Origin of the sequence: Pseudogracilibacillus sp. SO30301A (assembly GCF_037072025.1) — a bacterium.
Taxonomy (GTDB): Bacteria; Bacillota; Bacilli; order Bacillales; family Amphibacillaceae; genus Pseudogracilibacillus.
Window position 1 is genome coordinate 41,065 of the sequence record NZ_JAXHDD010000023.1, and the last position, 24,956, is coordinate 66,020.

Annotated in this window: 23 protein-coding genes; 17 read left to right on the forward strand and 6 right to left on the reverse strand. The window is 35.5% G+C overall.

The genetic code is table 11. The features are described from left to right. Positions 1–6: 6 nt before the first annotated feature. Positions 7–702 (reverse strand): FadR/GntR family transcriptional regulator, encoded by a 696-nt coding sequence (locus SPD89_RS12355; RefSeq protein ID WP_336262254.1) that lies wholly within the window; start codon positions 700–702, stop codon positions 7–9. A 317-nt stretch (positions 703–1,019) separates the two neighbouring features. Here SPD89_RS12355 and SPD89_RS12360 point away from each other — a divergent pair, with 317 nt between their 5' ends. The 6 genes from SPD89_RS12360 (at position 1,020) to SPD89_RS12385 (ending at position 7,944) form a co-directional block, all read left to right on the forward strand. Then, positions 1,020–1,700, forward strand: coding sequence for a SurA N-terminal domain-containing protein (locus tag SPD89_RS12360; protein ID WP_336262255.1), 681 nt, complete (start codon positions 1,020–1,022; stop codon positions 1,698–1,700). 283 nt (positions 1,701–1,983) lie between these two features. Beyond that, positions 1,984–3,342 carry a branched-chain amino acid transport system II carrier protein gene (gene brnQ / locus SPD89_RS12365; protein ID WP_336262279.1) on the forward strand — a complete coding sequence of 453 codons (1,359 nt, stop codon included), beginning with the start codon at positions 1,984–1,986 and terminating at the stop codon, positions 3,340–3,342. An 85-nt stretch (positions 3,343–3,427) separates the two neighbouring features. Beyond that, entirely contained in the window at positions 3,428–4,117 is a 690-nt protein-coding gene (locus SPD89_RS12370) for a response regulator transcription factor (RefSeq protein WP_336262256.1), read from the forward strand. A gap of 11 nt (positions 4,118–4,128) precedes the next feature. Then, positions 4,129–5,106: a sensor histidine kinase gene (locus SPD89_RS12375; RefSeq protein ID WP_336262257.1), complete on the forward strand. Its 978-nt coding sequence runs from the start codon at positions 4,129–4,131 to the stop codon at positions 5,104–5,106. Between the two features lie 218 nt (positions 5,107–5,324). Next, positions 5,325–6,089, forward strand: coding sequence for an ABC transporter ATP-binding protein (locus SPD89_RS12380; protein ID WP_336262258.1), 765 nt, complete (start codon positions 5,325–5,327; stop codon positions 6,087–6,089). After that, on the forward strand, positions 6,064–7,944 hold the full coding sequence (locus tag SPD89_RS12385) for an ABC transporter permease (RefSeq protein WP_336262259.1): 1,881 nt from the start codon (positions 6,064–6,066) through the stop codon (positions 7,942–7,944). Before SPD89_RS12380 ends, SPD89_RS12385 begins: the two co-directional genes overlap by 26 nt. Positions 7,945–8,087: 143 nt before the next feature. Here the strand turns inward: SPD89_RS12385 and SPD89_RS12390 are convergent, their stop codons facing one another. Beyond that, positions 8,088–8,984, reverse strand: coding sequence for a LysR family transcriptional regulator (locus tag SPD89_RS12390; protein ID WP_336262260.1), 897 nt, complete (start codon positions 8,982–8,984; stop codon positions 8,088–8,090). Positions 8,985–9,341: 357 nt separating this feature from the next. Here SPD89_RS12390 and SPD89_RS12395 point away from each other — a divergent pair, with 357 nt between their 5' ends. The 11 genes from SPD89_RS12395 to SPD89_RS12445 all read left to right on the forward strand — a co-directional run bounded on the left by SPD89_RS12395 (position 9,342) and on the right by SPD89_RS12445 (position 21,350). Beyond that, positions 9,342–10,274 (forward strand): ABC transporter permease, encoded by a 933-nt coding sequence (locus SPD89_RS12395; RefSeq protein WP_336262261.1) that lies wholly within the window; start codon positions 9,342–9,344, stop codon positions 10,272–10,274. Then, the gene (locus SPD89_RS12400; protein WP_336262262.1) at positions 10,275–11,234 is read left to right on the forward strand and encodes an ABC transporter permease; all 960 of its coding nucleotides are present in this window, start codon (positions 10,275–10,277) and stop codon (positions 11,232–11,234) included. Positions 11,235–11,243: 9 nt separating this feature from the next. After that, positions 11,244–12,251 carry an ABC transporter ATP-binding protein gene (locus tag SPD89_RS12405; protein ID WP_336262263.1) on the forward strand — a complete coding sequence of 336 codons (1,008 nt, stop codon included), beginning with the start codon at positions 11,244–11,246 and terminating at the stop codon, positions 12,249–12,251. A 12-nt stretch (positions 12,252–12,263) separates the two neighbouring features. Continuing rightward, positions 12,264–13,916 carry a peptide ABC transporter substrate-binding protein gene (locus tag SPD89_RS12410; RefSeq protein WP_336262264.1) on the forward strand — a complete coding sequence of 551 codons (1,653 nt, stop codon included), beginning with the start codon at positions 12,264–12,266 and terminating at the stop codon, positions 13,914–13,916. 94 nt (positions 13,917–14,010) lie between these two features. Continuing rightward, positions 14,011–14,970, forward strand: coding sequence for an ABC transporter ATP-binding protein (locus SPD89_RS12415; RefSeq protein ID WP_336262265.1), 960 nt, complete (start codon positions 14,011–14,013; stop codon positions 14,968–14,970). A 419-nt stretch (positions 14,971–15,389) separates the two neighbouring features. Then, positions 15,390–16,337 carry a dipeptidase gene (locus SPD89_RS12420; RefSeq protein ID WP_336262266.1) on the forward strand — a complete coding sequence of 316 codons (948 nt, stop codon included), beginning with the start codon at positions 15,390–15,392 and terminating at the stop codon, positions 16,335–16,337. A gap of 31 nt (positions 16,338–16,368) precedes the next feature. After that, entirely contained in the window at positions 16,369–17,811 is a 1,443-nt protein-coding gene (locus SPD89_RS12425) for a serine hydrolase domain-containing protein (protein WP_336262267.1), read from the forward strand. After that, complete coding sequence (locus SPD89_RS12430; protein WP_336262268.1) at positions 17,792–18,589, forward strand: serine hydrolase; 798 nt, start codon at positions 17,792–17,794, stop codon at positions 18,587–18,589. The genes SPD89_RS12425 and SPD89_RS12430 overlap by 20 nt, the downstream gene beginning before the upstream one ends. A 32-nt stretch (positions 18,590–18,621) precedes the next feature. Beyond that, positions 18,622–19,458, forward strand: coding sequence for a M55 family metallopeptidase (locus SPD89_RS12435; protein WP_336262269.1), 837 nt, complete (start codon positions 18,622–18,624; stop codon positions 19,456–19,458). A gap of 33 nt (positions 19,459–19,491) precedes the next feature. Beyond that, the gene (locus SPD89_RS12440; RefSeq protein ID WP_336262270.1) at positions 19,492–20,571 is read left to right on the forward strand and encodes a DmpA family aminopeptidase; all 1,080 of its coding nucleotides are present in this window, start codon (positions 19,492–19,494) and stop codon (positions 20,569–20,571) included. Between the two features lie 65 nt (positions 20,572–20,636). Next, positions 20,637–21,350: a gamma-glutamyl-gamma-aminobutyrate hydrolase family protein gene (locus tag SPD89_RS12445; RefSeq protein ID WP_336262271.1), complete on the forward strand. Its 714-nt coding sequence runs from the start codon at positions 20,637–20,639 to the stop codon at positions 21,348–21,350. A 98-nt stretch (positions 21,351–21,448) separates the two neighbouring features. Here SPD89_RS12445 and hisC read toward each other — a convergent pair whose 3' ends face one another. Genes hisC through hisA form a run of 4 tightly spaced genes read right to left on the reverse strand, consistent with a single transcriptional unit; the run spans position 21,449 to position 24,600 of the window. Continuing rightward, the gene (hisC, locus tag SPD89_RS12450) at positions 21,449–22,507 is read right to left on the reverse strand and encodes a histidinol-phosphate transaminase (protein WP_336262272.1); all 1,059 of its coding nucleotides are present in this window, start codon (positions 22,505–22,507) and stop codon (positions 21,449–21,451) included. After that, positions 22,500–23,132, reverse strand: coding sequence for a bifunctional phosphoribosyl-AMP cyclohydrolase/phosphoribosyl-ATP diphosphatase HisIE (gene hisIE / locus SPD89_RS12455; RefSeq protein WP_336262273.1), 633 nt, complete (start codon positions 23,130–23,132; stop codon positions 22,500–22,502). The genes hisC and hisIE overlap by 8 nt, the downstream gene beginning before the upstream one ends. A gap of 5 nt (positions 23,133–23,137) precedes the next feature. Next, positions 23,138–23,890 carry an imidazole glycerol phosphate synthase subunit HisF gene (gene hisF / locus SPD89_RS12460; protein WP_336262274.1) on the reverse strand — a complete coding sequence of 251 codons (753 nt, stop codon included), beginning with the start codon at positions 23,888–23,890 and terminating at the stop codon, positions 23,138–23,140. Between the two features lie 2 nt (positions 23,891–23,892). Further along, positions 23,893–24,600 carry a 1-(5-phosphoribosyl)-5-[(5-phosphoribosylamino)methylideneamino]imidazole-4-carboxamide isomerase gene (gene hisA, locus SPD89_RS12465; RefSeq protein WP_336262275.1) on the reverse strand — a complete coding sequence of 236 codons (708 nt, stop codon included), beginning with the start codon at positions 24,598–24,600 and terminating at the stop codon, positions 23,893–23,895. Positions 24,601–24,956 lie beyond the last annotated feature (356 nt).

The following is a 24,956-nucleotide window of genomic DNA, read 5'->3' on the forward strand; positions in this document are numbered from 1 at the left end:
CAAAAATTAGTTAATATATGGTGAGAGAGATTTTTCTACACTTTCTAAATGTTGAATCATGTATGTCGCTGCTTGTTCAGGTTGTTTGTTTTTAATCGCTTTAAAAATGAGTTCATGTTCGTTTATTAATAGATTCTTATTATTCTCTGACTCAAGAATAATTTCTTGGGCATCGCGAATTGTTTCAATCATCATTTTCGAGATACTTTGTAGTAAATTCATTAACATTTTATTTCTGGAACTCTTCGTAATTAAAAAATGAAAATGATAATCGGATTTTTCATCTAACTGGTTCGTTTTCATATCTACTATTGCTTGGTCTATTTGAACGAGATCCTCATGTGTACGGTGTTGAGCAGCTAATCGTACAGCACCAACTTCTAAAATTTTCCTCACTTCCATTAATTCTTTAATATCTTCCTTTTTCATTAATAACGCCGTCGTAATTGGTAGAGAAATAGAATCGGCATTGAAGTCAGCAATAAATGTTCCTTCACCATGTTGTATATGTACGATGCCCATCCCTTTTAAACCGCTTAATGCTTCTCTAATGACCGATCTGCTGACACCAAAGTTTTTGGCAAGTTGTTCAATAGAATCAAGCCGATCCCCCGCTTTTAATTTTTTTTGTTTAAGCATTGAAATAATTTGTTCAATTACTTTTTCATAGTTTTTCTTTGAACTTATCGGTTCGTATAACATTATTTCCTCCTTTTTTCAGCAGATAGGAAAGTATAAAACTTTCTTGACTCGCATACGTGCAACTAAGGCATTCGCCATTAAGGGATTGGCTAATGCCAAGTTTTCTGAAAAATACATAAGGTCATCAGATGACTAATCTGTAAAAAAATATTATACTATTAATATCACATTTATTAAAAACGGTCAATAGATGACTTGTCGGTATAATAGAAAAAATGTTAAAATTTAGAATTCACTTTCTAGTCATTATTACTTGATAAATAAATAAAAAATTGATTGAATAGATGTACAGCAATTCCAAAAGGAGATTTAATTTTATGAAAAATTATATAATAGGATTCTTAGTATTCTTATTTGCTGGAATACTAGTAGGTTGTGGGGATGATAACGAGAAAGAAATAGAGGAGTCATCGGAACAGAAAGTAGAAATAACGGAAGCTGAAAAGGTTGACGAAACCGATATTGTTGCAGTTGTAAATGGTGATGATATTAAAGGTGAAACATATAATCTTGTTTATTCACAATTGAAACTTCATGCTGGGGCTTTTGAAGAAGAAGTAGATAATAATGAAATTAAACAAGCTACAATGGAATCCTTAATAGATAGACAACTTCTCTTGCAACAGGCAAAAGAAGAAGGGATTGAAATTACGGAAGAAGTAGTTAATTCTGAGTTTGAAACTATTAAATCCGAAAATAAAGAAGCACTTGAAACTCTGCTTGAACAGTATCAGATTACTGAAAATGGTTTTAAAGATCAGCTGAAGTTTGAACTAACGCTAAATGAATTTCTGGCTAAAACGATTGAAGTTACGGTAACGGATGAAGAAGTAGAAGAACAATATGAAAAAGCGAAAGAAGGAAATGATAGTATTCCGGAATTTGAAGAAATTAAAGATCAACTAAAAAAACAACTGCTGCAGCAAAAAACAGATGAAGCACTACAAGCAAAAATTGACAAAGTAAAAGAAAAATCAGAAATAGAAGAAAAGATATAGATCTAGTATCTTATTATCTTTTTTTATAGAGGATGTTCAAAAAGTCCGGTAAAAATGACACTGCGAATTTCGCACGAATGCTTGTTTCTCCGCTACTCATGTATCTAAATGCATACATTCCGCTGACGGGAACTGCGCCGCCTCGAACTTCTTGATCCTTTTTATCCTCCTTTTTGAACACGCACGTATATTGAATTTACAGAAAAGTATAATTAAACTAAATAAAAGACTTGGACAAACGAATTAGATCGATTTGCCAGTTGTCTAAAGGAGAAAGGACATCATTATGAATAAACTAAAATTTTCATCTCACCTGGCAATTGGTTTTATGCTTTTTGCCTTATTTTTCGGAGCAGGAAATTTAATCTTCCCAGCACAGTTAGGACAATACTCAGGTACAAATATATGGCCTGCAGTTATTGGTTTTTTAATTACAGGGGTTGGATTACCTTTACTTGGAATATTAGCCATGGGCTTTTCGGGAAGTAAAAACTTGCAAGAACTAGCGAGTAGAGTGCATCCCATATATGGACTTTTTTTCACAGCACTACTTTATTTAACGATCGGGCCATTTTTTGCGGCACCAAGAACGGGAACGGTTGCTTATGAGGTAGGGATTGCTCCATTTGTCGCTGATGGTTTTCAACAAATAGGACTATTTATTTTTACATTACTCTTTTTTATCGTTACACTTTTATTTTCCGCATTCCCTGCAAAAATTGTGGATAACGTTGGTAAAATATTGGCTCCGGCGTTAGTTTTTTTACTTGCTATTCTATTATTTGTCGTTATGTTTAACCCAATGGGGGCAATTCAAGCACCAGAAGAAGCTTATCAAAGTGGAGCTTTTGTAAAAGGATTTCTTGAAGGATATAACACGATGGACGCTATAGCATCACTTGTATTTGCAATCATAGTTATTTCCGCCATTCGTTCCTTAGGTGTAACTGATAATAAAAGAATATTTGCTGAGGCAGCCAAATCAGGTACTATAGCAATTATTTTATTAGGTTTAATCTATGTCGGTATAGCTTACTTAGGAGCAACGAGTGTTCAGACATTAGGTATATTTGATACAGGTGGTCCTGTATTAAGTGGAGCTGCTGGTCATTATTTTGGAACATTTGGAAACATCATGTTGGCAATTGTAATTATCCTAGCTTGTTTAACAACGGCAATCGGACTAATTACAGCGAACGCAGAATATTTCCATACGTTATTCCCTAATATCAGTTACAGAACATTAGTTGTATTTTTCTCATTGATTACATTTATTTTTGCAAATTTCGGACTAGCAAATATTATTACTTTTTCAATCCCGGTATTAATGTTCTTATACCCACTTGCAATTGTCTTAATGTTATTAACATTTCTTTCGCCATTGTTTAATCATTCACAAATCGTGTATGTCGGAGCGATTGCAGTTACATTTCTTATTAGTATTTTTGACGGATTAACTGCACTGTATGATTCGCTTGGTATAGAAGACTTAGGTTGGATGGAACCAATTATTAATTTCTACAGTTCGGTACTCCCGTTGTATGACCAAGGTCTTGGATGGTTATTACCGGCGCTTATCGCAATTGTAATCACAAGTTTAATTGCGTGGTATCAAAAAGCAAATATCGTTCAGAAAGCATAAGTTTTAAATTTCCATACATCTTGTTACTATATAATTAAGATAGGGACAAGATGTTTTTTATTTCTCTTATCAGGAGGAGAAGCAGGTGCAAAAGATATTAATTGTAGAGGACGATGAAAAATTAGCCACTCATTTAGCGAAGGAAGTTAAGAAATATGGCTATGACGTATTAATAGGTACTGACTTTTCAAATCTAATGAACGAATTTAATATTTATCAACCTCATCTTGTATTGTTGGATATTAATTTACCAAGTTATGACGGCTTTTATTGGTGCAGGCAAATACGGCAAGTATCGACCTGTCCGGTCATTTTTATTTCTGCCCGTACTGGAGAGATGGATCAAGTAATGGCACTCGAAAATGGTGGGGATGATTTTATTACGAAACCTTTTTCACCAGAAATTGTGATGGCAAAAGTGCGAAGTCAATTAAGACGAGCTTATGGAGAATACGCGGCTCAACAACAAGAACGGATTGTAGAACAAAAAGGACTGCAACTTTTTCCTGAACGACTTGAGCTTAGCTTTAATAATAAAACAATCTCTGTAACTAAAAATGAGGCGGATATTATTGAAATATTATTAGAGCGTTTTCCACGAGTTGCTGGCAGAGAAGATTTATTAGAGAAATTATGGGATGATCAAACATTTGTGGATGAAAATACGTTAAATGTTAATATAACACGAGTAAGGAAAAAGTTTTTAGAAGTTGGTATAGCGGATGCAGTTGAAACAATTCGCGGGGTTGGGTATCGATTACATGTGACATGGTAAGGAGATGCATCATGAAGCTGTTTTTAAAAGAACATATATTCCTCATAGTTGTACAGATTATTCAACTTACTACAGTTGTTGGAATAGTTTGGCTTGCTGGTTTTCGTCAAGTTGAAATTATTTTATATAGCCTATTTTTAGGGGGCTTTTTTCTCGTTTGTTATCTCATTTATTATTACATTCGACGCCGAAACTTTTACAAACGATTATCTGTACCAGTTAGAACACTTGATGAGACATTGCAAGAACAAGATGATGTTGCAATTGGAAAAGCATTAAACCAACTCTTGAAAGCACAATACAATTTATTCCAAGAACAATTTATCGTTATGGGGAAAAAACAGGAAGAACACCTGATCTTTATGGACAGATGGATTCATCAAATGAAAACACCTCTATCAGTTATCGAATTAATGGCAAAAGATTTGGATGAGCCCGATGCCTCCAGTTTTCGAGAAGAAACGGATCGATTAAAAGCCGGTCTAAATATGGTGTTATATATGGGGCGGCTGCGGACAATTGAGCAAGACTTTCATATTAAAAAAGTAGATTTATTAAAATTAATTCAGGAAGTAAATCAGGATAATAAACGGTTATATATTAGAAATAATCTTTATCCTGAGGTCAATGAGAAGCAAACTAACATCATGGTAGAATCGGATGAAAAATGGTTATTTTTTATGGTATCACAACTTGTTCAAAATGCAGTGAAATATTCAACTGGAAAATCGAATAAAATCCAATTTGTTTTGGATGAACAAGATGGAAATGTAGTACTAGAAGTGAGGGACTTTGGAGTCGGTATTCCAAAAGAAGACGTAAGAAGAATTTTTGATGCATTTTATACTGGAGAAAATGGTCGTCAATATCGTGAATCAACAGGGATGGGATTATTTTTAGTAAAGGAAGTTGCCGAGTATTTGGGACATAAAATAGAAGTGACATCGACAGTTGGAGAGGGATCAACATTTTGCATTATTTTCAACTAATTTTTAGAGGCATCAACAAGATTGAAAATTACGCTAAATTATTTCGTTATTCGCTGAATGTTTAGTTGAATCGCTGAATTCTAGTTCGAATCCGCTTCATCTGGGTTGCACTGACCCTTTTCTTACAACATTGTAAGGTAAGTGAAAGAAAAATCAATAGTTACCATAGACAATCCGTTATAAGCTAAAGATAGACATGAACGAAAGGGGTTTTTAAGTTGTTACAAGTGAAAAACTTAAGTAAAGTTTATGAAGGGAAAATACCTTATCGAGCTTTAACGGATATAAGTTTTACTGTTGATACAGGAGAATTTGTATGCATTATGGGTCCTTCTGGTAGCGGGAAAACTACGCTATTAAATATTATTGCAACAATAGATGAGCCAACAACTGGTGAAGTGCTAATAAAAGGAGAAAATCCACATAAGTTAAATAGAAATAAGTTAGCTAAATTCCGTCGAAGGGAATTAGGTTTTGTCTTTCAGGATTTTAATTTATTACACACATTGACTGTAGAGGAAAACATTGTTCTTCCTTTAACACTCGATAGTAAACGTGTAAAAGAAATGAAGGAAAAGGCACATGCTATTGCAGAAACGTTAGGAATAAAAGAAATAATGAATAAACGAACATATGAAATATCTGGGGGGCAGGCACAACGAACTGCGGTGGCTCGAGCGATGATTCACCAGCCGAAATTAGTTTTAGCCGATGAACCGACAGGAAATCTGGATTCAAAAGCGTCAAAAGATGTGATGGAAATGCTCTCTTTGATGAACGAGCAAGAAGAGACAACGATGATGCTTGTTACACATGATGCACAAGCGGCAAGTTACTCAGATCGAGTCATTTTTATTCGCGATGGGAAGTTGTATTCCGAAATTCATAAAGGGGATAATCGGCAAATATTCTTCCAAAAGATTATCGATACACTTTCCTTAATGGGAGGTAATGATGATGACCTTTCGTCAGTTCGCGTTTAATAATGTCTTCCGAAATAAACGCTTGTATGTTGCTTATTTTTTAAGTAGCGTATTTACGGTTATGGTGTTTTTTACATTTTTAAATTTTGCTTTTCATCCTGGATTAAATGGGGAGGGAATACATCCCAGTGTAACGAAAGGGATGTCCGTTGCTGGTGGGATTATTTATGTATTTTCCTTTTTCTTTATTCTTTATTCGATGAGTTCTTTTTTGCAATCAAGAAAAAAAGAATTTGGTGTATTAATGATCCAAGGGATGTCAAATCAACAAATTCGATGGATGGTATTTTTAGAAAATATGGTTATCGGCTTTTTTGCTACAGTAATAGGGATTGCACTTGGACTAGTTTTTTCAAAAGCAATACTACTTATTGCGGAAAATGTGTTAGTTTTAGATGGTAGTTTAAGCTTTTATTTTCCGATGAAAGCATTAATTGTAACTTTTATTTCGTTTATGATTTTATTTTTCTTTATTTCTATTTTCGTCACTTTTGTACTACGAACGAAAAAGCTAGTGAAGTTAATTAAGGGAGATAAAATTGGAAAAAGTGAACCAAAAGCATCCATTTGGTTAACAGTTATAGCCGTACTTTTAGTAGGAAGCGGATATGCAATTGCTTTATATGTGAAAGGCCCAGCAGTTGCCTTTGCTTTGTTTCCCGTTGTAACACTCGTTATAATCGGAACTTATTTTTTATTTACACAACTCAATGTATATGTCGTCAGAAAGCTAAAAGAAAGTGAACGTTTATTTTGGAAAAAAACAAATATGCTGTTGTTTTCAGATTTATCATATCGGATGAAAGATAATGCACGAGCTTTTTTTATGGTTGCCATTATTTCTACCGTTGCATTTAGTGCAATTGGAACACTCGTTGGACTGAATTCTTATTTAACAAGTGGGCTAAAATCTGCTCATCCTATTTCGTTTGTTTATACGGCAGAGGAGGCAGAAGAGAATAACAATGAAATTAACAAAATTGAACAAACGCTTGATCAATACGATTTAACGTATGATAAAGCTGAAATAGAATTAAATTATTACAATCAGAATGAGGATTCAATTTTAATTACAACTGCTGAGACGTATAATGCGTTTGCACGGATTACAGGCGAAAAAGAAATTGATTTAAAAGATACTCAAGTGGCCGTGGTGGAGCAAAGTTCTGGTAATATGTTGGTACCTCAAGCTAATTTAGAAAACTCATTTATTACATTAGAGGACGGAACGAATGCGAATGTGGATAAAAATTTGTTAGGTATTGCAAAGCCCAATGTGCTACCAGAAGTAATGCATTATTACATTGTGGGAGACCATATTTACGAGCAACTCTCATCTCCGGAACACACGAAAAAAGTTATTGGATGGCAAGTTCAAAACGGAGATAAAGATAAATTGATCGCAGCTGGTCAGAAAGTTTCGAAAGAATTTCCTGGAATCATGGCAATAGACCATGCTGTCCATGATATTAATAAAATGTGGAGCCCGATAATGTTTGTTGGATTATTTATTGGGATCGTGTTTTTCGTATCGGCAGGAAGTTTCTTGTATTTTAGACTGTACACGGACCTTGATGATGATAAAGAGAAGTTTATGGCAATTAGTAAAATTGGCTTAACGACAAAGGAAATGAACAGCGTCATCGGTAAGCAAATTACATTACTCTTTTTTGCACCGATTATTGTCGCAATAATCCATGGGGCAGTGGCATTAACCGCTTTATCACATATGTTTGGTTATAATTTATTTACGGAGTCAGCAATTGTCCTCGGAAGTTTCTTTGTTATCCAAGTTGTTTATTTTATAATTGTTCGTTATTTTTATACAAAGCAAGTAAGATTGGCTGTAGAATAGAAAAAAGGACTGTAGGGCTGGTGCTCTTCAGTCCCTTTTTTAGCAGATAAGAAAGTATAAAACTTTCCTACTGCATAAGTGCAACTAAGGCTTTCGCCAAGGCTTGGCGATAAGCCAAGTTTTCTAAAGTTTGCACTAAAGAGTTATTTCATCATTTGTTTAATTTGGGTGGATACAAAGTCTACAAAGAACTTTAATAAACCTTCTATTTTTGTATCTTTTAAAAAAATAATTTGATATGGACGACTAAGTTGAGGTAAATCGCTAATATTTACAATACGAAGGTTATCTGCTCTTAATTCTTCTTCTAAAGATAATCTAGGCAAAATACCAATCCCCATTTTTTTCATGATCATTTGCTTCACGAGCTTAATATTATCCGTTTCTAAAACGATGTTCGATTCTATTTTTAAATTGTGAAATGCTTTATTAATCAAAGTCCAATCGATTGAACCACGATTGAATAAGATTAACGGCTCATTGGCGACATCTTGCAAAGAAACATGCTGTTTGTGGTAAAAAGGATGGCTTGGGTACGTCACTAACACCAGTTCATCGTCGAATAAATGAATGGAATCAATTTTAGGATGATTAACGGAACGAGTAATCCCTAACGGTACTTCATAATTTAGAACCATATTTAATACGTTATGGGTATGTCCTGTATGAACGGTTAGTTTAATTTTTGGAAAGACTTTATAAAATTCACTAATTATTTTTGGTAAAATAAAATCTGCCATAATTAATACAGATGAAATACTTATTTCTCCTTCAGTAATTAAATTACGATTTTGAATGGAATGGATTCCTTCATCCATTTGTTCAAGCATTGTTTTAGCATAAGGTAAAAAGATTTCTCCTTCTTTAGTTAACGTAGCATATTTATCATTTCGGTTAAATAATGAACAACCTAAGATTTGTTCTAATGATTTGATACGAGCACTTACTGTTGGTTGGGATATAAATAAAATTTCTCCTGCTTTACTAAAACTACCAGTAAATGAAACATATAAAAAAGCTTCTAGTTGATTCAAATTCATTTTTATACCACCTATGTTATCAATCTTTTGTATAGAGGCATTGAAAAATATTCTTCATAAAATTCTATTTTTTTTCATATCTATTTATTAATTATATAGTAAATACGGGTATTTTCATCATACTTAAGGCGGATAAATAAAGGGTTATTAGCTTTTTAAATAAGTAGAACAAATAATATTAATTGGAAATATAGGGTAATATTCTATATAATTAAATAAAAATATTAAGTTATGGAAATGAATACCACTTTAATAGAAATCGCTAACAAAACCATTTTAGGTAAAAACATACAAGTTAAATGACGTAGCAAATATGGAGTAAAGAAAAACACTAGTTAATAAATAGGGGTGATACGAGTGTTACGTTATATTTTAAAACGCTTACTTATTATGCTAATTACGCTTTGGATCATCATCTCATTAACATTTATTTTAATGGTAAGTATTCCAGGTTCCCCATTTAATAGCGAAAGTTCCTCTAACGAAACTGTTCAAGCAAACTTAGAAGCACATTACAATTTAGACAAACCTTACTATGTTCAATATCTCCTTTACATAAAATCGATTGCTACATTTGACTTTGGTCCCTCTATTAAACAACCAGATCATTCGGTAAATGACCTTTTAGGTAGGGGCTTTCCAATATCTTTTGAATTAGGGATCATTACAATCATTGTCGCTGTACTATCTGGAATTACGTTAGGTGTGTTCGCTGCATTACGACATAATGGGATGATAGATTATTTAGCAATGGGGTTTGCAGTGTTAGGTATTTCAATTCCAAACTTTGTTTTAGCGACGTTATTAATCCAACATCTTGCGGTGAATTTAGAACTGTTACCTGTAGCAACGTGGTCTAGTCCAGCTCATATGGTTTTGCCAACGTTAGCATTAGCTACCGGTCCAATGGCGATTATCGCTAGACTTACTAGATCCTCTATGTTGGAAGTATTGACACAAGATTATATTCGAATGGCAAGGGCAAAAGGACTGTCTCCATGGAAAATTATTGTAAAACATGCCCTCAGAAACGCGTTAATGCCAGTTGTAACAATATTAGGAACATTAGTTGCAAGTATTTTAACAGGAACGTTCGTTATAGAAAAAATTTTTGCTATTCCGGGGATGGGAAAATATTTCGTTGAAAGCATTAACCAACGTGACTATCCAGTTATTATGGGAACGACCGTGTTTTATAGTGCCTTTTTGATCATTATGCTTTTTTTAGTTGATATCGCTTACGGCATATTAGATCCAAGAATTAAAGTTCATCGGAAAGGAGGAGAATAAATGAAAGCACTTCATGAAATGCAACCTGAAAAAAATTCTCCTGCCGAAGCACCCGATGAATGGTTCCGCTTACTAGAAAAAGAGCAAGGGATGGGGGAAGTAGTAGCACGCCCTTCACTCTCCTATTGGAAAGACGCATGGAATAGATTAAAGAAGAATAAATTGGCGATGGTAGGATTAATCTTCCTTATATTATTAACATTCATGGCAATTTTCGGTCCCATCCTTTCACCGTACGAGGTAAATACGCAAAATTTACCTGAACAGTACCAAAAACCATCTGCTGCACATTGGTTTGGAACAGATTCTGCAGGTAGAGATGTATTTACAAGAACATGGTATGGAGCACGTATTTCTTTATTTGTTGGATTAATGGCTGCATTAATCGACGTATCGATCGGGATTATTTATGGAGGGATTGCCGGTTATAAAGGAGGCCGAACAGACAATGCTATGATGCGAATTGTTGAAATCTTATACGGCCTACCTTATTTATTAGTTGTTATTTTATTACTCGTTGTACTTGGACCAAGTTTATTTACAATTATAGTAGCTTTGACAGTCACCGGCTGGGTCGGAATGGCAAGGATTGTAAGGGGGCAAGTCCTCCAAATAAAAAATTACGAGTTCGTCCTTGCCGCCCAATCGTATGGGGCTAAAAAATCGAGGATTATTCGAAAGAATCTTATACCGAATACGATGGGGCCGATTATTGTACAAATGACATTAACAGTACCTTCTGCTATTTTTGCCGAAGCTTTCTTAAGTTTTATAGGATTAGGTATACAAGCCCCATATGCGAGTTGGGGTGTGATGGCAAACGATTCGTTAGGTGCTATTTTATCTGGAAACTGGTGGACATTATTTTTCCCAGCATTTTTTATTTCATTTACAATGTTTGCGTTTAACGTACTAGGTGATGGATTACAAGATGCACTTGATCCAAAGTTAAGGAAGTAGGGAGAAAATATGGAGAAAATATTAGAGGTAAAAAATCTTCACGTAACTTTCTCCACGTATGGAGGAACAGTTAAAGCAGTAAGGGGCGTTCATTTTCATGTTAATAGAGGAGAGACTCTTGCAATAGTGGGGGAGTCGGGGTGTGGAAAAAGTGTCACGGCTAACGCTATTATGCGATTAATTCCCGATCCGCCCGGCAAAATAACCCGAGGGGAAGTGTTGTTTAAAAGAGATGATTTAACAAAAATAAGTGCAAAAAAAATGCGTTCCATACGCGGTGTTGATATTTCTATGATTTTCCAGGATCCGATGACAGCATTAAATCCAACTTTAACGGTTGGAAGTCAATTGACAGAAGGGTTACGTCAACATCATAAAATAGATAAAGATCATGCTAAGAAAAAAGCACTCGAAATGTTGAACCTTGTAGGGATACCAAATCCTGAAGAAAGGATGAATCATTATCCACATCAATTTAGTGGAGGGATGAGACAGCGTATCGTTATTGCTATTGCTTTAATTTGCGAACCTGATTTATTAATTGCTGACGAACCCACAACAGCTCTTGATGTTACCATTCAAGCGCAAATTTTAGAACTATTTGACAAAATACAGAAAAGAACAGGTGTAGCAGTTATATTAATTACACATGATCTTGGAGTTGTTGCTAAAGTTGCTGATCGTATTGCAGTAATGTATGCCGGTAAAATTATTGAAACAGGAACGAAACGAGAAATTTTTTATCAGCCATCACATCCTTATACTCGGGGGCTTTTAAACTCTATTCCTCGTTTAGATATGAGAGAAGAACAATTAGCACCAATCGATGGTACACCACCTGATTTATTCTCACCTCCTGCAGGATGCCCGTTTACCGCACGGTGTCCATATGCCATGGAGGTGTGTAAAAAAGTTTATCCCGCACAAACAGCATTTAGTCAATCTCACCATGTAGATTGTTGGCTCCAAGATGAGCGGGCGAAAAAAGTAATGGCTTCTATAGCCGTAAAACTATGAGGGGGTAAAAACATGAGGAAATATTTGTTGTTACTATTTGCCTTATTAACAGTGGTTGTTTTAGTTGCTTGTACAGCAAATGAAGATGCAGGAAAAGAAGAGACGCAAACGACAGATGAAGAGACTAAAGAAGGTGAGACAGATGGAGATGGTGGGGAAAAAATACTGCGATTAAATAATGGTGAAGAACCTACTTCGCTTGATCCTTCAATTGGGTTTGATCAATTGTCTTGGGATCCGTTGAATAACTTGATGGAAGGATTAACTCGTCTTGATAAGGACTCCCAACCGGCCCCGGGTGTAGCGGAGAAATGGGATATTTCCGACGATAAATTAACCTATACTTTTCATCTCCGTGAAGACGCAAATTGGTCAAATGGTGATCCTGTTACAGCAGAAGATTTCGTTTATGCTTGGAAGTATATGTTAGATCCAGAAACTGCCTCATCTGCAGCTTTTCTAGCCTATTTTATTGAAGGCGCCGAAGAGTACAATGCAGGAGAAGGATCGGCTGATGACGTAGCAATCAATACGATTGATGAAAAAACATTAGAAGTTGTCTTAACTGCGCCAACTGGATTCTTTTTGGATTTATTAACGAATCCAGCATTTTTTCCAATCAATCATAAAGTAGCTGAAGAAAATGAAAATTGGCATGCAGAAGCCGATTCATTCGTAGCAAATGGTCCATTTAAACTAGAATCATGGGAACATGACAATGAAATGGTATTTGCTAAAAATGAGCATTACTGGGATGCTGACGCCGTAAAGCTAGACAAAGTTCACTTTGCCATGGTAAATAATGAGAAAACACAATACCAAATGTTCCAAAGTGGAGAACTTGATACTGCTTCGATACCTTCAGAGTTATCGGATGAGCTAATCGAAGGTGACAATGTTTATATCGGTGAGTCTGGAGGATTGGAATTTTATCGCTTTAACGTCACGAAAGAACCATTTAATAACAAAAAGATTCGTCAAGCCTTTTCTTATGCGATCGATCGAGAGTCAATTGCGGAATATGTTGTAAAGAATAAAGTTGAACCAGCATTCGGTTATGTATCTCCTGGTTTTACTAGTCCTACAGGAGAAGATTTCCGTGATGTAAATGGTGATTTAGTTACACTTGACCCAGAAAAAGCAAAAGAACTACTTGAAGAAGGAATGAAAGAAGAAGGATACGATGAATTACCTGAAGTGGTGTTATCGTATAACACGACCGATAGTAATAAAGCAGTTGCTGAAGCAATTCAAGATATGTTGAAAGAAAATTTAGGTGTAGAAGTAAAATTAGAAAACCAAGAGTGGAATGTTTTTGCTGAAGCACAGCAAAATTTAGAACTTCAATTCTCAAGAAGTTCATTCATAAACGACTATTATGATCCAGTGAACTTCTTAGAAAGCTTCATTACTGATTCGTATATGAACAGAACTGGCTGGTCAAATGAAGAATACGATGAGTTAATTCAAAAAGGTAAGTCGGAGCCAGATGAAGAAAAACGTTGGGAAGCCTTATACGAAGCTGAAAAACTACTTGCTGAAGAAGCGATCGCAACACCGATTCGTTTTTATAACACGGTGGTACTCGAAGCAGAAGGGGTATCGGGCATACTAAGGCACCCTGTTGGATACTTTGACTTGAAATATGCAGATATTGAAAACTAATAAAATTAATGATCGAAGGAATGGCTCGCTTAGATAGGAGCCACTCCTCATTTATACGATAAAAGTAAGTCTTCAGTGAGCTGGGGTGAATTGGATGAAAGATGCTATTTTACAGGTGAACGATTTAACGAAACACTTTAATATTGGAAAAGGATCAGTTTTACAAGCAGTCAATGAAGTTAGTTTTGAAGTGAAAAAAGGAGAAATATTTGGACTCGTTGGTGAATCGGGTTGTGGAAAATCAACGATTGGTCGTACAATTATGGGACTTTATAATAAAACATCCGGTGATGTCCTTTATGATGGTGAAAATGTTCATGAGCTTTCAGACGATGATAAATGGCCGTTTTATCGTAAGATGCAAATGATTTTTCAAGACCCTTATGCTTCTTTAAATCCTCGATTTACAGTTAGTGAAGTAATTTCAGATCCAATGGAAGTTCATGGGATGAGTAGGAACCGGAAAGAGCGGATGGAAAAAGTATATCAACTATTAGAAGAAGTAGGTCTAAATCGTGATCATGCGAACCGTTATCCACATGAATTTAGTGGAGGGCAACGTCAACGAATTGGTATTGCACGAGCGCTTGCTCTAGAACCAGAATTCATCATTGCTGATGAGCCTATTTCTGCACTTGATGTGTCCGTACAAGCACAAGTTGTCAATTTATTAAAAAAATTACAGATGGAGAAAGGTTTAACATTTTTATTTATCGCTCACGATTTATCGATGGTTAAATATATTTCAGATCGAATCGGTGTGATGTATTTAGGGAATTTGGTTGAATTAACAATTAGCAATCAACTTTATGAAACGCCGCTTCATCCATATACAAAGGCATTATTATCGGCTATTCCGATACCAGATCCGGATATTGAAGAAACAAGAGAACGCATTATCTTAAAGGGAGAGCTCCCAAGCCCCATCAATCCCCCAAGCGGTTGTGTTTTTAGAACTCGTTGTCAGATGGCAATGGATATTTGCGCCCAAGTAAAACCTGAATGGCGAGAGGTTGAACCGAATCATTTTGTTGCTTGTCATTTATATAATTAAACCTAAGTAAAGAAGAATTTTAGTCATTAAAATGATAACACTTCAACGTTTAGACACTTTTTCTTTATTATGGTTCACTCCCAAAAAGGTAACTTATCCATTTTTTGCACTATATATAGATGTATCGTGATAGAAAAAACTACTATATATCGTGTTTTTGGATAACCTTTTTTTGAAAAATATCCTTTTTGGGGACTAACCTTTATTATTAATTTAACATAAAAATAATTAAGTATTTGAATATCGAGGTGAGTTACCTAGAACGAAAGGTGGCGACTCCGGTGGGATTAGCATGAGTCTTGAGTCTCCACAGCGACCACCTGTAGTGGAAATCGATTCTAACATAAAAATAATAGTAGATAGATAACTTTATGATTCATTTTTATGAATGGATGAATAGACAAAGGAGAATCGTTTGGATGAAAATAATCGATACACATTGTGATGCTCTATATAAAATGCAACAGGCGAAACGCAGTAATACGTTTTTGGACTTTAAAAAGGAAAAAACGTTAGACACGAATTTAGAAAGGTTGAAAGAAGGGGAACTGTTATTACAATGTTTTGCAATATTTATTTCTCCAGAAGTTCCGACAGATAAATTATGGGAGTACGCTTTAGAACAGGCTGAATTGTTTCATACGGAAATTATTGAAAAAAACTCAGAAATGAAGTTTATTAAACGCTGGGATGAGATAGATAGTTTAAAAGATAGGGAAATAGGTGCTATTTTAACATTAGAAGGTGCTGATGCATTCGGAAATGACTTAAATAAATTAAAAGAGCTATATGATCTTGGTGTAATGTCAGTAGGACTTACATGGAATCATGCTAACTTATGTGCAGATGGTGTAGGAGAAGAACGGGGTGCCGGTTTAACCGCCCTTGGGAAAGAAGTTGTCAAATTAAATAATGAACATCGCGTTTTAACTGACGTATCTCATTTATCAATAAAAGGCTTTTGGGACGTGATGGAGCTTGCAAACTATCCAATCGCTAGCCATTCTAATGCTCGAAGTGTTTGTGACCATCCACGTAATCTTAATGATGAGCAAATCAAATGTTTATTTGAGAAAAATGGATTAATCCATGTCGTTTTTAACCCGCCTTTTATTAAAGAAAATGCGAATAAGGTAAAGATTTCTGATTTGATCAAACATATTGATCACTTATGTTCATTAGGTGGAGTGAACAAAATTGGATTTGGATCGGATTTTGACGGAATAGATTGTTATATTACAAGCTTGGAGAATAGTGCGAAGTATCAAAATTTAATTAATGAACTATTAAAATACTATTCAGAGGATGAGGTAAAAGGCTTTGCCTATCAAAACTTCTTGAAATTTAGGCCAGTATATGAATCATGACTTAACATAGCTGTTGTTTAGGAGGAAATTTATGAAGAAGTTCAATGAATTTGAAGAACGCATCGAACATTTACTGGATGCATATGAAGTGCCAGGATGTATTGTTGCCGTTGCGGAACAAGGGAATATTGTTTACGAGAAAAGTTTTGGCTTTAAAAATAAAGAAAAAGCATTACCAATTGATCGGAATACTGTATTTGGCTTAGCTTCTTTGACAAAATCATTTACTTGCGCAGCTGTCATGCGATTAGTGGAAGAAGAAAAAATAAATCTTCATGCTCCTATTACTGATTACTTACCAAATTTCAAAATTGAAAATAAAGTGGACTTAGAAAAAATAACGGTACATCATTTTATGACCCACTCATCGGGTATCCCCCCACTTCCTTCATTAGATTATGCAATGCGCAGGAAGCGAAACGATGAATTTTTAGTTGATTACTTAGAATCAAATGCGGATGACATTACAATAGATACATATGAATCGTTAATGAATTATATATCCGATGCTAACGTTCAGTTATTTGCTCAGCCTGGTACGTTATTTAGTTATTCGAATGAGGCATATGGGTTATTAGGGGCGGTTATCGAACAGGCAAGTGGCATTCCATATGAACAATACGTAGTTGAAAACATCATTCATCCATGTGGAATGAAACGAACCTATTTTACAAGGGAAGAATATGGAAATGATGAGAATATAACAACATGTTATGAGCTAAATGAATTAACAGAGGGAAATGTCATTTATGAAGTACAAGATTGGTGGGATGCACCCGCCATGCGTGCAACTGGATTTTTAAAGTCTACCGCTAGAGACATGATTACATATAGTCAACTTTTCATAAACAAAGGAGTGGTTGATGGTAAACGAATATTAACGGAAAAAAGTGTCCAACAAATGATATATCCACATGTGAAAATGGATCCAGAACGATTTTATGGGTATGGCTTAACGATTACTCCAAATTATTATGGCGATACTCTCATCGAACATGGCGGAAGTTTACAATCGATTTCTTCAAAATTTGGCATGATAGTAGAAAAAGGGATATCTGTAATCGTATTGGCAAATTTATCAGGTTTTCCCGCTTCTCGTACGATGGAGTTAGCTTTAAATGCCTATTTTGATCGGGATATAGACGCTCATCATTTCGCATATGAGGCATATTCAGTAGACGACGAAACATTGGCAAGTTATAAGGGAACATATCGTTCTGAAGAATTAGAAGATATTACGATCGAAGTAAACAACGGCGAGGCGGAACTTTATTACAAAGGGAAAAAGTATTCAATTAAGTGGATTCGAGAACATGTTTTCCTTGCAGAAATGGACGATACTTTAGAACCGATTGAAATAGTAGTAGATAAAAACGGAACTCCAACAGCGATGTCTATTTTCCACCGGATTGTTCCGAAATTAAATGAAGCCGAGAATTTAAAAGGAGTTTATCATGGAAAATTTAACGATTAAACTAGAAAGGATCATAGAAAACGCTGAAGGAAATTGGGCGATTGCAATTGAAGATTTAAACAAGAAAAAAAGTTGGAACTTGAATGCGCATAAAACTTTTTTTGCAGCAAGTATTATAAAACTCCCAATTTTAGCGACTGCTTTTAAGATGTCTGATAGAGGATTGTTGAAGTTAAGTGATACGTTAGAAGTAAGAAGAGAAGATATCGTTGGGGGAGCCGGGGTAATCCAACATTTAACACCTGGAATTAAATTATCTTTATATGATCTTATGATGTTAATGATCATTCAAAGCGATAATACAGCCACGAATATGATCATTGATGAAATTGGAGTTAAAGAGATTCAAAATACATTGGTTGAAGTTGGTATGAAAAAGAGTACATTTTACAACAAACTAATGACGGTTCCAGTTAAATTGGAAGGGAGAAATATCATTACTGCTCATGATGTTTCTCTTTTTTTAAAGAAAATTGCGACAGGGAAATTTAGTTCTTATTATGCTTGTGAGCAAATGGTCAATATGATGAAAAGGCAGCAACTTCATTATTTGACGAGCACATTACCTAAAAACGAGGAACCATTTATCGGTGTTCAACCTGAATGGATGTTTGCTAGTAAAACAGGAAGTGTTACAGGAGTTAAGCATGATGTAGGTATTTTATATATGGGTGAACGTGTTGTAACGGTTACAGTCCTATCTGAAGAGTGTCATCAAGATTCCGCCTTAAGCGTTCTGAATGAGATTGGGAAGGAATTATATCTTTATATGAAATAAACATCATCAATTTGCGCCAATGGAGGGAAGTTATGAAGATTTACATCGTAGCAGATGGAGAAGGAATCTCAGGAGTAGTTAGTTCTGATGAAATGCATCCAACAGGTAGTCGTTTTGAAGAGTTTAGAAAATTAATGACAATGGATGTCAATGCGGCGATTGATGGAGCGTTTGAAGCAGGGGCAAGAGAGGTTCTTGTAAATGATGCGCATTGGTCGAGTTTAAATATTATTTATGAAAAACTGGATGCTAGAGCTGAAATAATTCGGGGGGCTTCAAATAAAAGGTTATCGATGGTAGAGCAAGTGGAAGGGTATGATGGGGCGCTGTTCATTGGTTTACATGCAAAAGTAGGACATTCCCACGGGGTGGCAAATGAAACGATGGTAGGGCCGGAAATGTATGAGATGAGAATGAATGGAATGCCAGTTGGTGAATTGGAGCTAAATGCAGCACTTGCAGGTTATTTTGACGTACCCGTCCTAATGGTTTCCGGGGATGATTGTTTGGCAAAAGAAGCAAAAAGATCATTAGGAAATATTGAAACAGCGATTGTGAAATATGCGATTGATCGTTGGACAGCTCGATGCTTATCCTTGGAGAATAGCCATAAGGAGATAAAAAATAAAGCTTCACAAGCTGTACATCGAATAAAAGAAATAAAACCTTATACAATAGATGGACAAGTGGAATTGGAAATTGAATGGACATCTACAGCCGCTTGTAAACGTGCTAGTCATGTTCCAGGGTCCTATATGAAATCACCAAGAATTATTGCCTATAAAGGGAAGGATATGTTGGAAGCGTGGCATGGGATCCAAGCTTGTCTTAACTTAGGGACCACCGCTTTTGATCCATTATACGGTTAATGAATACAGCAGGTTTTGAGGAGATGTTTCGTATTGTCTAGAGTTAAAATTAGAGAATTAGGTTTAAAAATAGGTTATTTACCTACGGGAGTGAAAAATTGTATTACGGATGTTGAAGGTGTCCAGGTCGGTCATAAAACATTAAGATATCCACTTAAACATAGTGAATATGCTTGTACAGGAGTAACTGCAATATTACCCCATGGACGTAATGTATTTAAAGAAAAGATTGCTTGTGCAAGTTATGTATTGAATGGATTTGGCAAAACGACAGGATTAGTCCAACTAAATGAGTTAGGTAGATTGGAATCTCCAATTATGCTAACGAACACGTTCGCTGTCCCGGCAGTGACCCAAGGGACATTAAACTATTTACTTGATCAAAATATAGAAATAGGGGATGGAACAGGTACAGTAAATGTAGTGGTTGGTGAATGTAATGACAGTTATTTAAATTCAATACGAACATTTCCTGTGCAACCACATCATGCGTTTCAGGCTATTCAAAATGCATCGACAAATTGTGTTCAAGAAGGGGCGGTCGGTGCAGGAACTGGTATGGTCTGTTTCGATTATAAAGGTGGTATTGGTTGTTCGTCACGTATCATTTGCTTAGAAGGTGAAAAAGAAAAATATACGTTAGGGTGTTTAGTATTAAGTAATTTCGGAAAACAACATGAACTAAAGAGATATAATGAATTTTTACATCGTTCACTAGATTTACATAATCATGAACCAAATGTTGATACAGATGGTTCAATAATAATTGTTTTAGCAACTGACGCTCCGTTAAATGAACGACAATTACAAAGGATAGCTAAACGGAGTGGAATTGGGTTAGGACGGACAGGGAGTCATATGGATCACGGAAGCGGTGATATTGTGATTGCTTTTTCTACGGCACAAACATTTCCTCATTATACAGATGCAGTGATAGAACAAGTTATCCAGTTACGGGGTGATAAATCAATTATGAATACATTTTTTACGGCAGCTGCTGAAGTGACATATGAGGCTATTTTAAATTCATTAAGTAATGCAGAAACGACAGAAGGAAGAAAAGGTAGGATAGTTAAAGAACTTCCTTTAAAGGCAATAAATGTAGAAGAATGAACCAAACTTTTTATCGTAAAAACAATATAATATAAATGATGTTAGTGTATAAGGAGGAATGAATAATGAACCCGGTTATTGGAATTACACCATCGATCAATGAAGACAGCCATACTTATTTTGTTAATATCGATAATATGAATGCGATCGTACAATCAGGAGGAACACCAATTATTTTACCTTTAATAGTTTCAACGCATAATATTAATCAAATTGCAGACATGATTGATGGTTTATATTTAACTGGTGGAAACGATATTGATCCAACATTATTTAATGAAGAGCCACATCCGAAACTAGGTAGAATTAACCCTGCGCGTGATGAGTATGAGATTGTGATGACGAAAAAAATGATTGAAAAGAATAAGCCGATATTAGGTGTTTGCAGAGGGAGTCAAATTTTAAATATTGCGCTGGGTGGAACCATGTATCAAGATATTTATACACAAAAAGAAGGGGAACTACTGCAACATCAGCAAAATGCCCCTGCAGATCATTCATCTCACTATATACATGTAGCTGAAAATAGTTTATTATCTCGTTTAGTAGGCAAAGATAAAATAAAAGTGAATAGTAGACATCATCAAGCGAATGACAAACTCGGTTCTACATTAATGGTTAGTGGAACAGCGAGTGATGGTGTGATAGAAGCGATAGAAGGGGATTCTGAAACATTTGTACTTGGACTTCAATGGCACCCGGAGAATTTAATAAATAAAGGCGATGAGTCTTCTAAAAATATATATGCTGGTTTTATTCATTCATGTAAAAGTAAGTAAAAGTTATTTTGCATGAAAATATCCTCCATCTCGTAACAAGTACACAACCGATTTGGAGGATATGTTGTTTAAATTAAGCGATTTAATTGAACGCAAAATTAAATTAATATGTGTTTAATCTCTTCTATTAATTGTTGCATTTCTTCATCCGTACCAATTGTTATTCTAACAAAGTTGTTGATAGGTTCTTTTCCGAAATAACGGATGAGAATATCTTTGTCGCGTAATTCTTTATACAATGTTTCTGCTTCCATATCTTGATGACTCGCAAAAACAAAGTTTGTTGCGGATGGAAGAACTTGAAACCCAAGCTTTTCAAGTTGATCGGTTGTCCAACCTCTTGTTTTAATAATTTTCTCGGTTGTTTCTTCAAAATATGGTTTATCGTTAATCGCTGCAGTCGCTCCGGTCATTGCTAAGCGGTCAACTGGATATGAGTTGAACGAGTCTTTCATTCGAATCAGTGCCTGAATCAATTGTTCATTCCCTAATGCAAAACCAACTCTTAGACCAGCCAGTGACCGTGATTTGGACATCGTTTGTACAACGAGCAAGTTATCGTATTTATTAACGAGCGATACTGCCGATTTAGGAGCGAAGTCGATGTATGCTTCATCTACAATGACAACCGTATCTGGATTGTTTTTCACAATTTCTTCAACTTGCTCAAGGGCTAAGTAGATACTAGTTGGAGCATTTGGATTTGGAAAAATCACTCCACCTTTGGACTTAAAAAATGCTTCTGTATGAATGGTGAAATCTTCGTTTAATGCAACTTCTGTATACGGAATATTAAATAGTTTTGCATACACTGGATAAAAACTGTATGTTATATTGGGGAATAAAATTTCCTTGCCTGGTTCGAAAAAAGCCATAAAAGAAAATGCTAATACTTCATCAGAACCATTTCCGATAAAGACATTTTCCATCTTCAAATGATAATATTTGGCGATCTCCCCTCGTAAATTTTCCATAGTTGGGGAGGGATATAACCGTAAATCCTTCCCAACTTCAGAAGTGATAGCTTCAATTACACTAGGAGAAGGTGGGTATGGGTTTTCGTTCGTATTTAATTTTAAAATATTTTCTTTATTTACCTGTTCCCCAGGGATGTATGGTTTAGCCCTCTTTGTCATAGAACTCCATAGTCTAGTCATTTTTATCTTCCTTTTTCTGAACATGACGTTCGTATAAAACATCTTTTATATCGGAGAGGCTAACCCCAGTAATATTCATTAATACGAGCGTATGGTAAACAAGATCGGCAATTTCCCATTTGATTTCTTCTTTATCATTATTTTTTGCACCAATAATGACCTCGCTTGCTTCTTCACCGACTTTTTTCAATACTTTATCGATACCTTCATTAAATAGGTAGGTTGTATAGGAACCTTCCACTGGGTTATTTCGGCGTGCTTCAATAACATCAACAATCGTATGAATCACTTCACGTTTTGAAAAGTCTTTTTCATTAACAATATTAAAAAAACAAGATTCTTCCCCTGTATGGCATGCTGGTCCAAGGGGATCGACTGTTACAAGTAGGGCATCTTGGTCACAGTCAAGGGCAATACTCTTTACTTTTTGTCTATTACCGGAAGTCGCTCCTTTGTTCCAAAGCTCTTTTCTAGAACGACTATAAAACCACGTTTCATTCGTTTCGATCGTCTTTTGTAATGCTTCTTCATTCATGTAGGCAAGCATAAGGACTTTTCCTGTGATATCATCTTGGATAATGACCGGGATCAGTCCATTGTCATCATACGTAATATTTTTAATCATGTTTGTTAAATCTCCTCTACTAGAATGTCAAAATTCAGCAAATACTCTTTTAAATCAGTGATGTTAATGTCTTCGTAATGGAAAACAGAAGCGGCGAGTGCTGCGTCAGTGTTTCCTTCTGTAAGCACTTTTCTAAAATGATCCATTTCTCCAGCTCCACCACTTGCAATGACAGGAATGGTTACAGCTTTCTTAACTGCATTATTTAAAGTTAAATCATAGCCATCTTTGACGCCATCCGCATCAATAGAATTAAGTAAAATTTCACATGCACCAAGTTCCTCGCCATGTTTTGCCCATTCAATTACATCAAGTCCCGAGTCTTTTTTTCCGCCACTTGTAAAAGCGTGCCATTTGTTTGGGGCAACTTTTTTGGCATCGATGGAAAGGATAATTTTATCGTCACCAAATTTTTCAGATGCGTCTTTTATTACATTCGGATTGTCAATTGCTGCGCTCGTGATAGAAGCTTTTGCTGCACCAGCATCGAGCACTGCTGCTACATCTTCTACTGTACGAATTCCACCCCCAACAAGAAGTGGAATTTTAATTACTTTTGCAATTTTCTTTACGATATTTAAAAAAGTTTCCCGATCGTTTCCAGTAATATCGAGTAAAAATAATTCATCAGCATGATCGAGTTCATATTTTTTAGCAAGTTCAACTGGATCGGCAACGTCTTGAATGTTTTGAAACTTTTTCCCTTTTACGACACGGCCGTCTTTAACATCTAAGCATGGAATGATACGTTTCTTCATGTTTATTCCTCCATGAGTGATACAAATTCTAGTTTTCCATCATATAGAGCTTTGCCGATAATTGCTCCATACATATTTAGGTTTTGTAGATTAGCTACATCTTCTTTCGTTGTAACACCACCCGAAGCAATAACATCCATTTTTGTCGCTTCATTGATTGTCTGTTGCTCTGTTAAATTTGGACCTTGGAGCATGCCGTCTTTTGCAATGTCGGTATACACGATTGTCTTAACACCGATTTCTTCTAATTTTTTAATTAGATCAAGTGCGGAAACATCGCTCGTATCTGTCCAACCATCTGTAGCAACAAACCCGTTTTTAGCATCTATTGATACAACTATTTGCTCACCGAATCTTTTGACTGATTCTTGTAAAAATGCTTGATTATTAATTGCAGCTGTACCGATAATTACACGATTTACACCATTTTCGAGATAGTCTTTCATTGTATCGATTGAGCGGATACCTCCACCGACTTGGACAGGAATCGAAACGGTATTAGCAATCTCAATAATCACTGCTTTATTTATTGACTCTCCTGTTTTTGCTCCGTTTAAGTCAACGATATGAATGAATTCTGCACCTTTTTCTTCCCACTGTTTTGCCATATCCACTGGGGAATTGCTATAAACTTTTTCTCTATTATAATCTCCTTGAATAAGTCGTACACATTGACCGTTTAAAATGTCAATTGCTGGAAAAATAATCATTTCAAATCTCCTTTATTTAGTTGGGCAGTTTTTTAAAAGATTGTTAGTTTTGACACAATAACCATAAACTGTGACGTTAGGCTCTGCTTATTAATAAATCGATACGGATCGACTCGACATCTTGGAAAAAGACTCGCCGTTTTCCATGACTCTTCCCCAAAACGGTCATGATTTATTTCAAAACATGCCCGTTTTTTATGACTCTTCCTCAAAACGGTCACGATTACTATCGAAACATGCCCGTTTTTAATGACTCTTCCCCAAAACGGTCACGATTACTATCGAAACATGCCCGTTTCCATGACTCTTCCTCAAAACGGTCACGATTACTATCGAAACATGCCCGTTTTTATTGA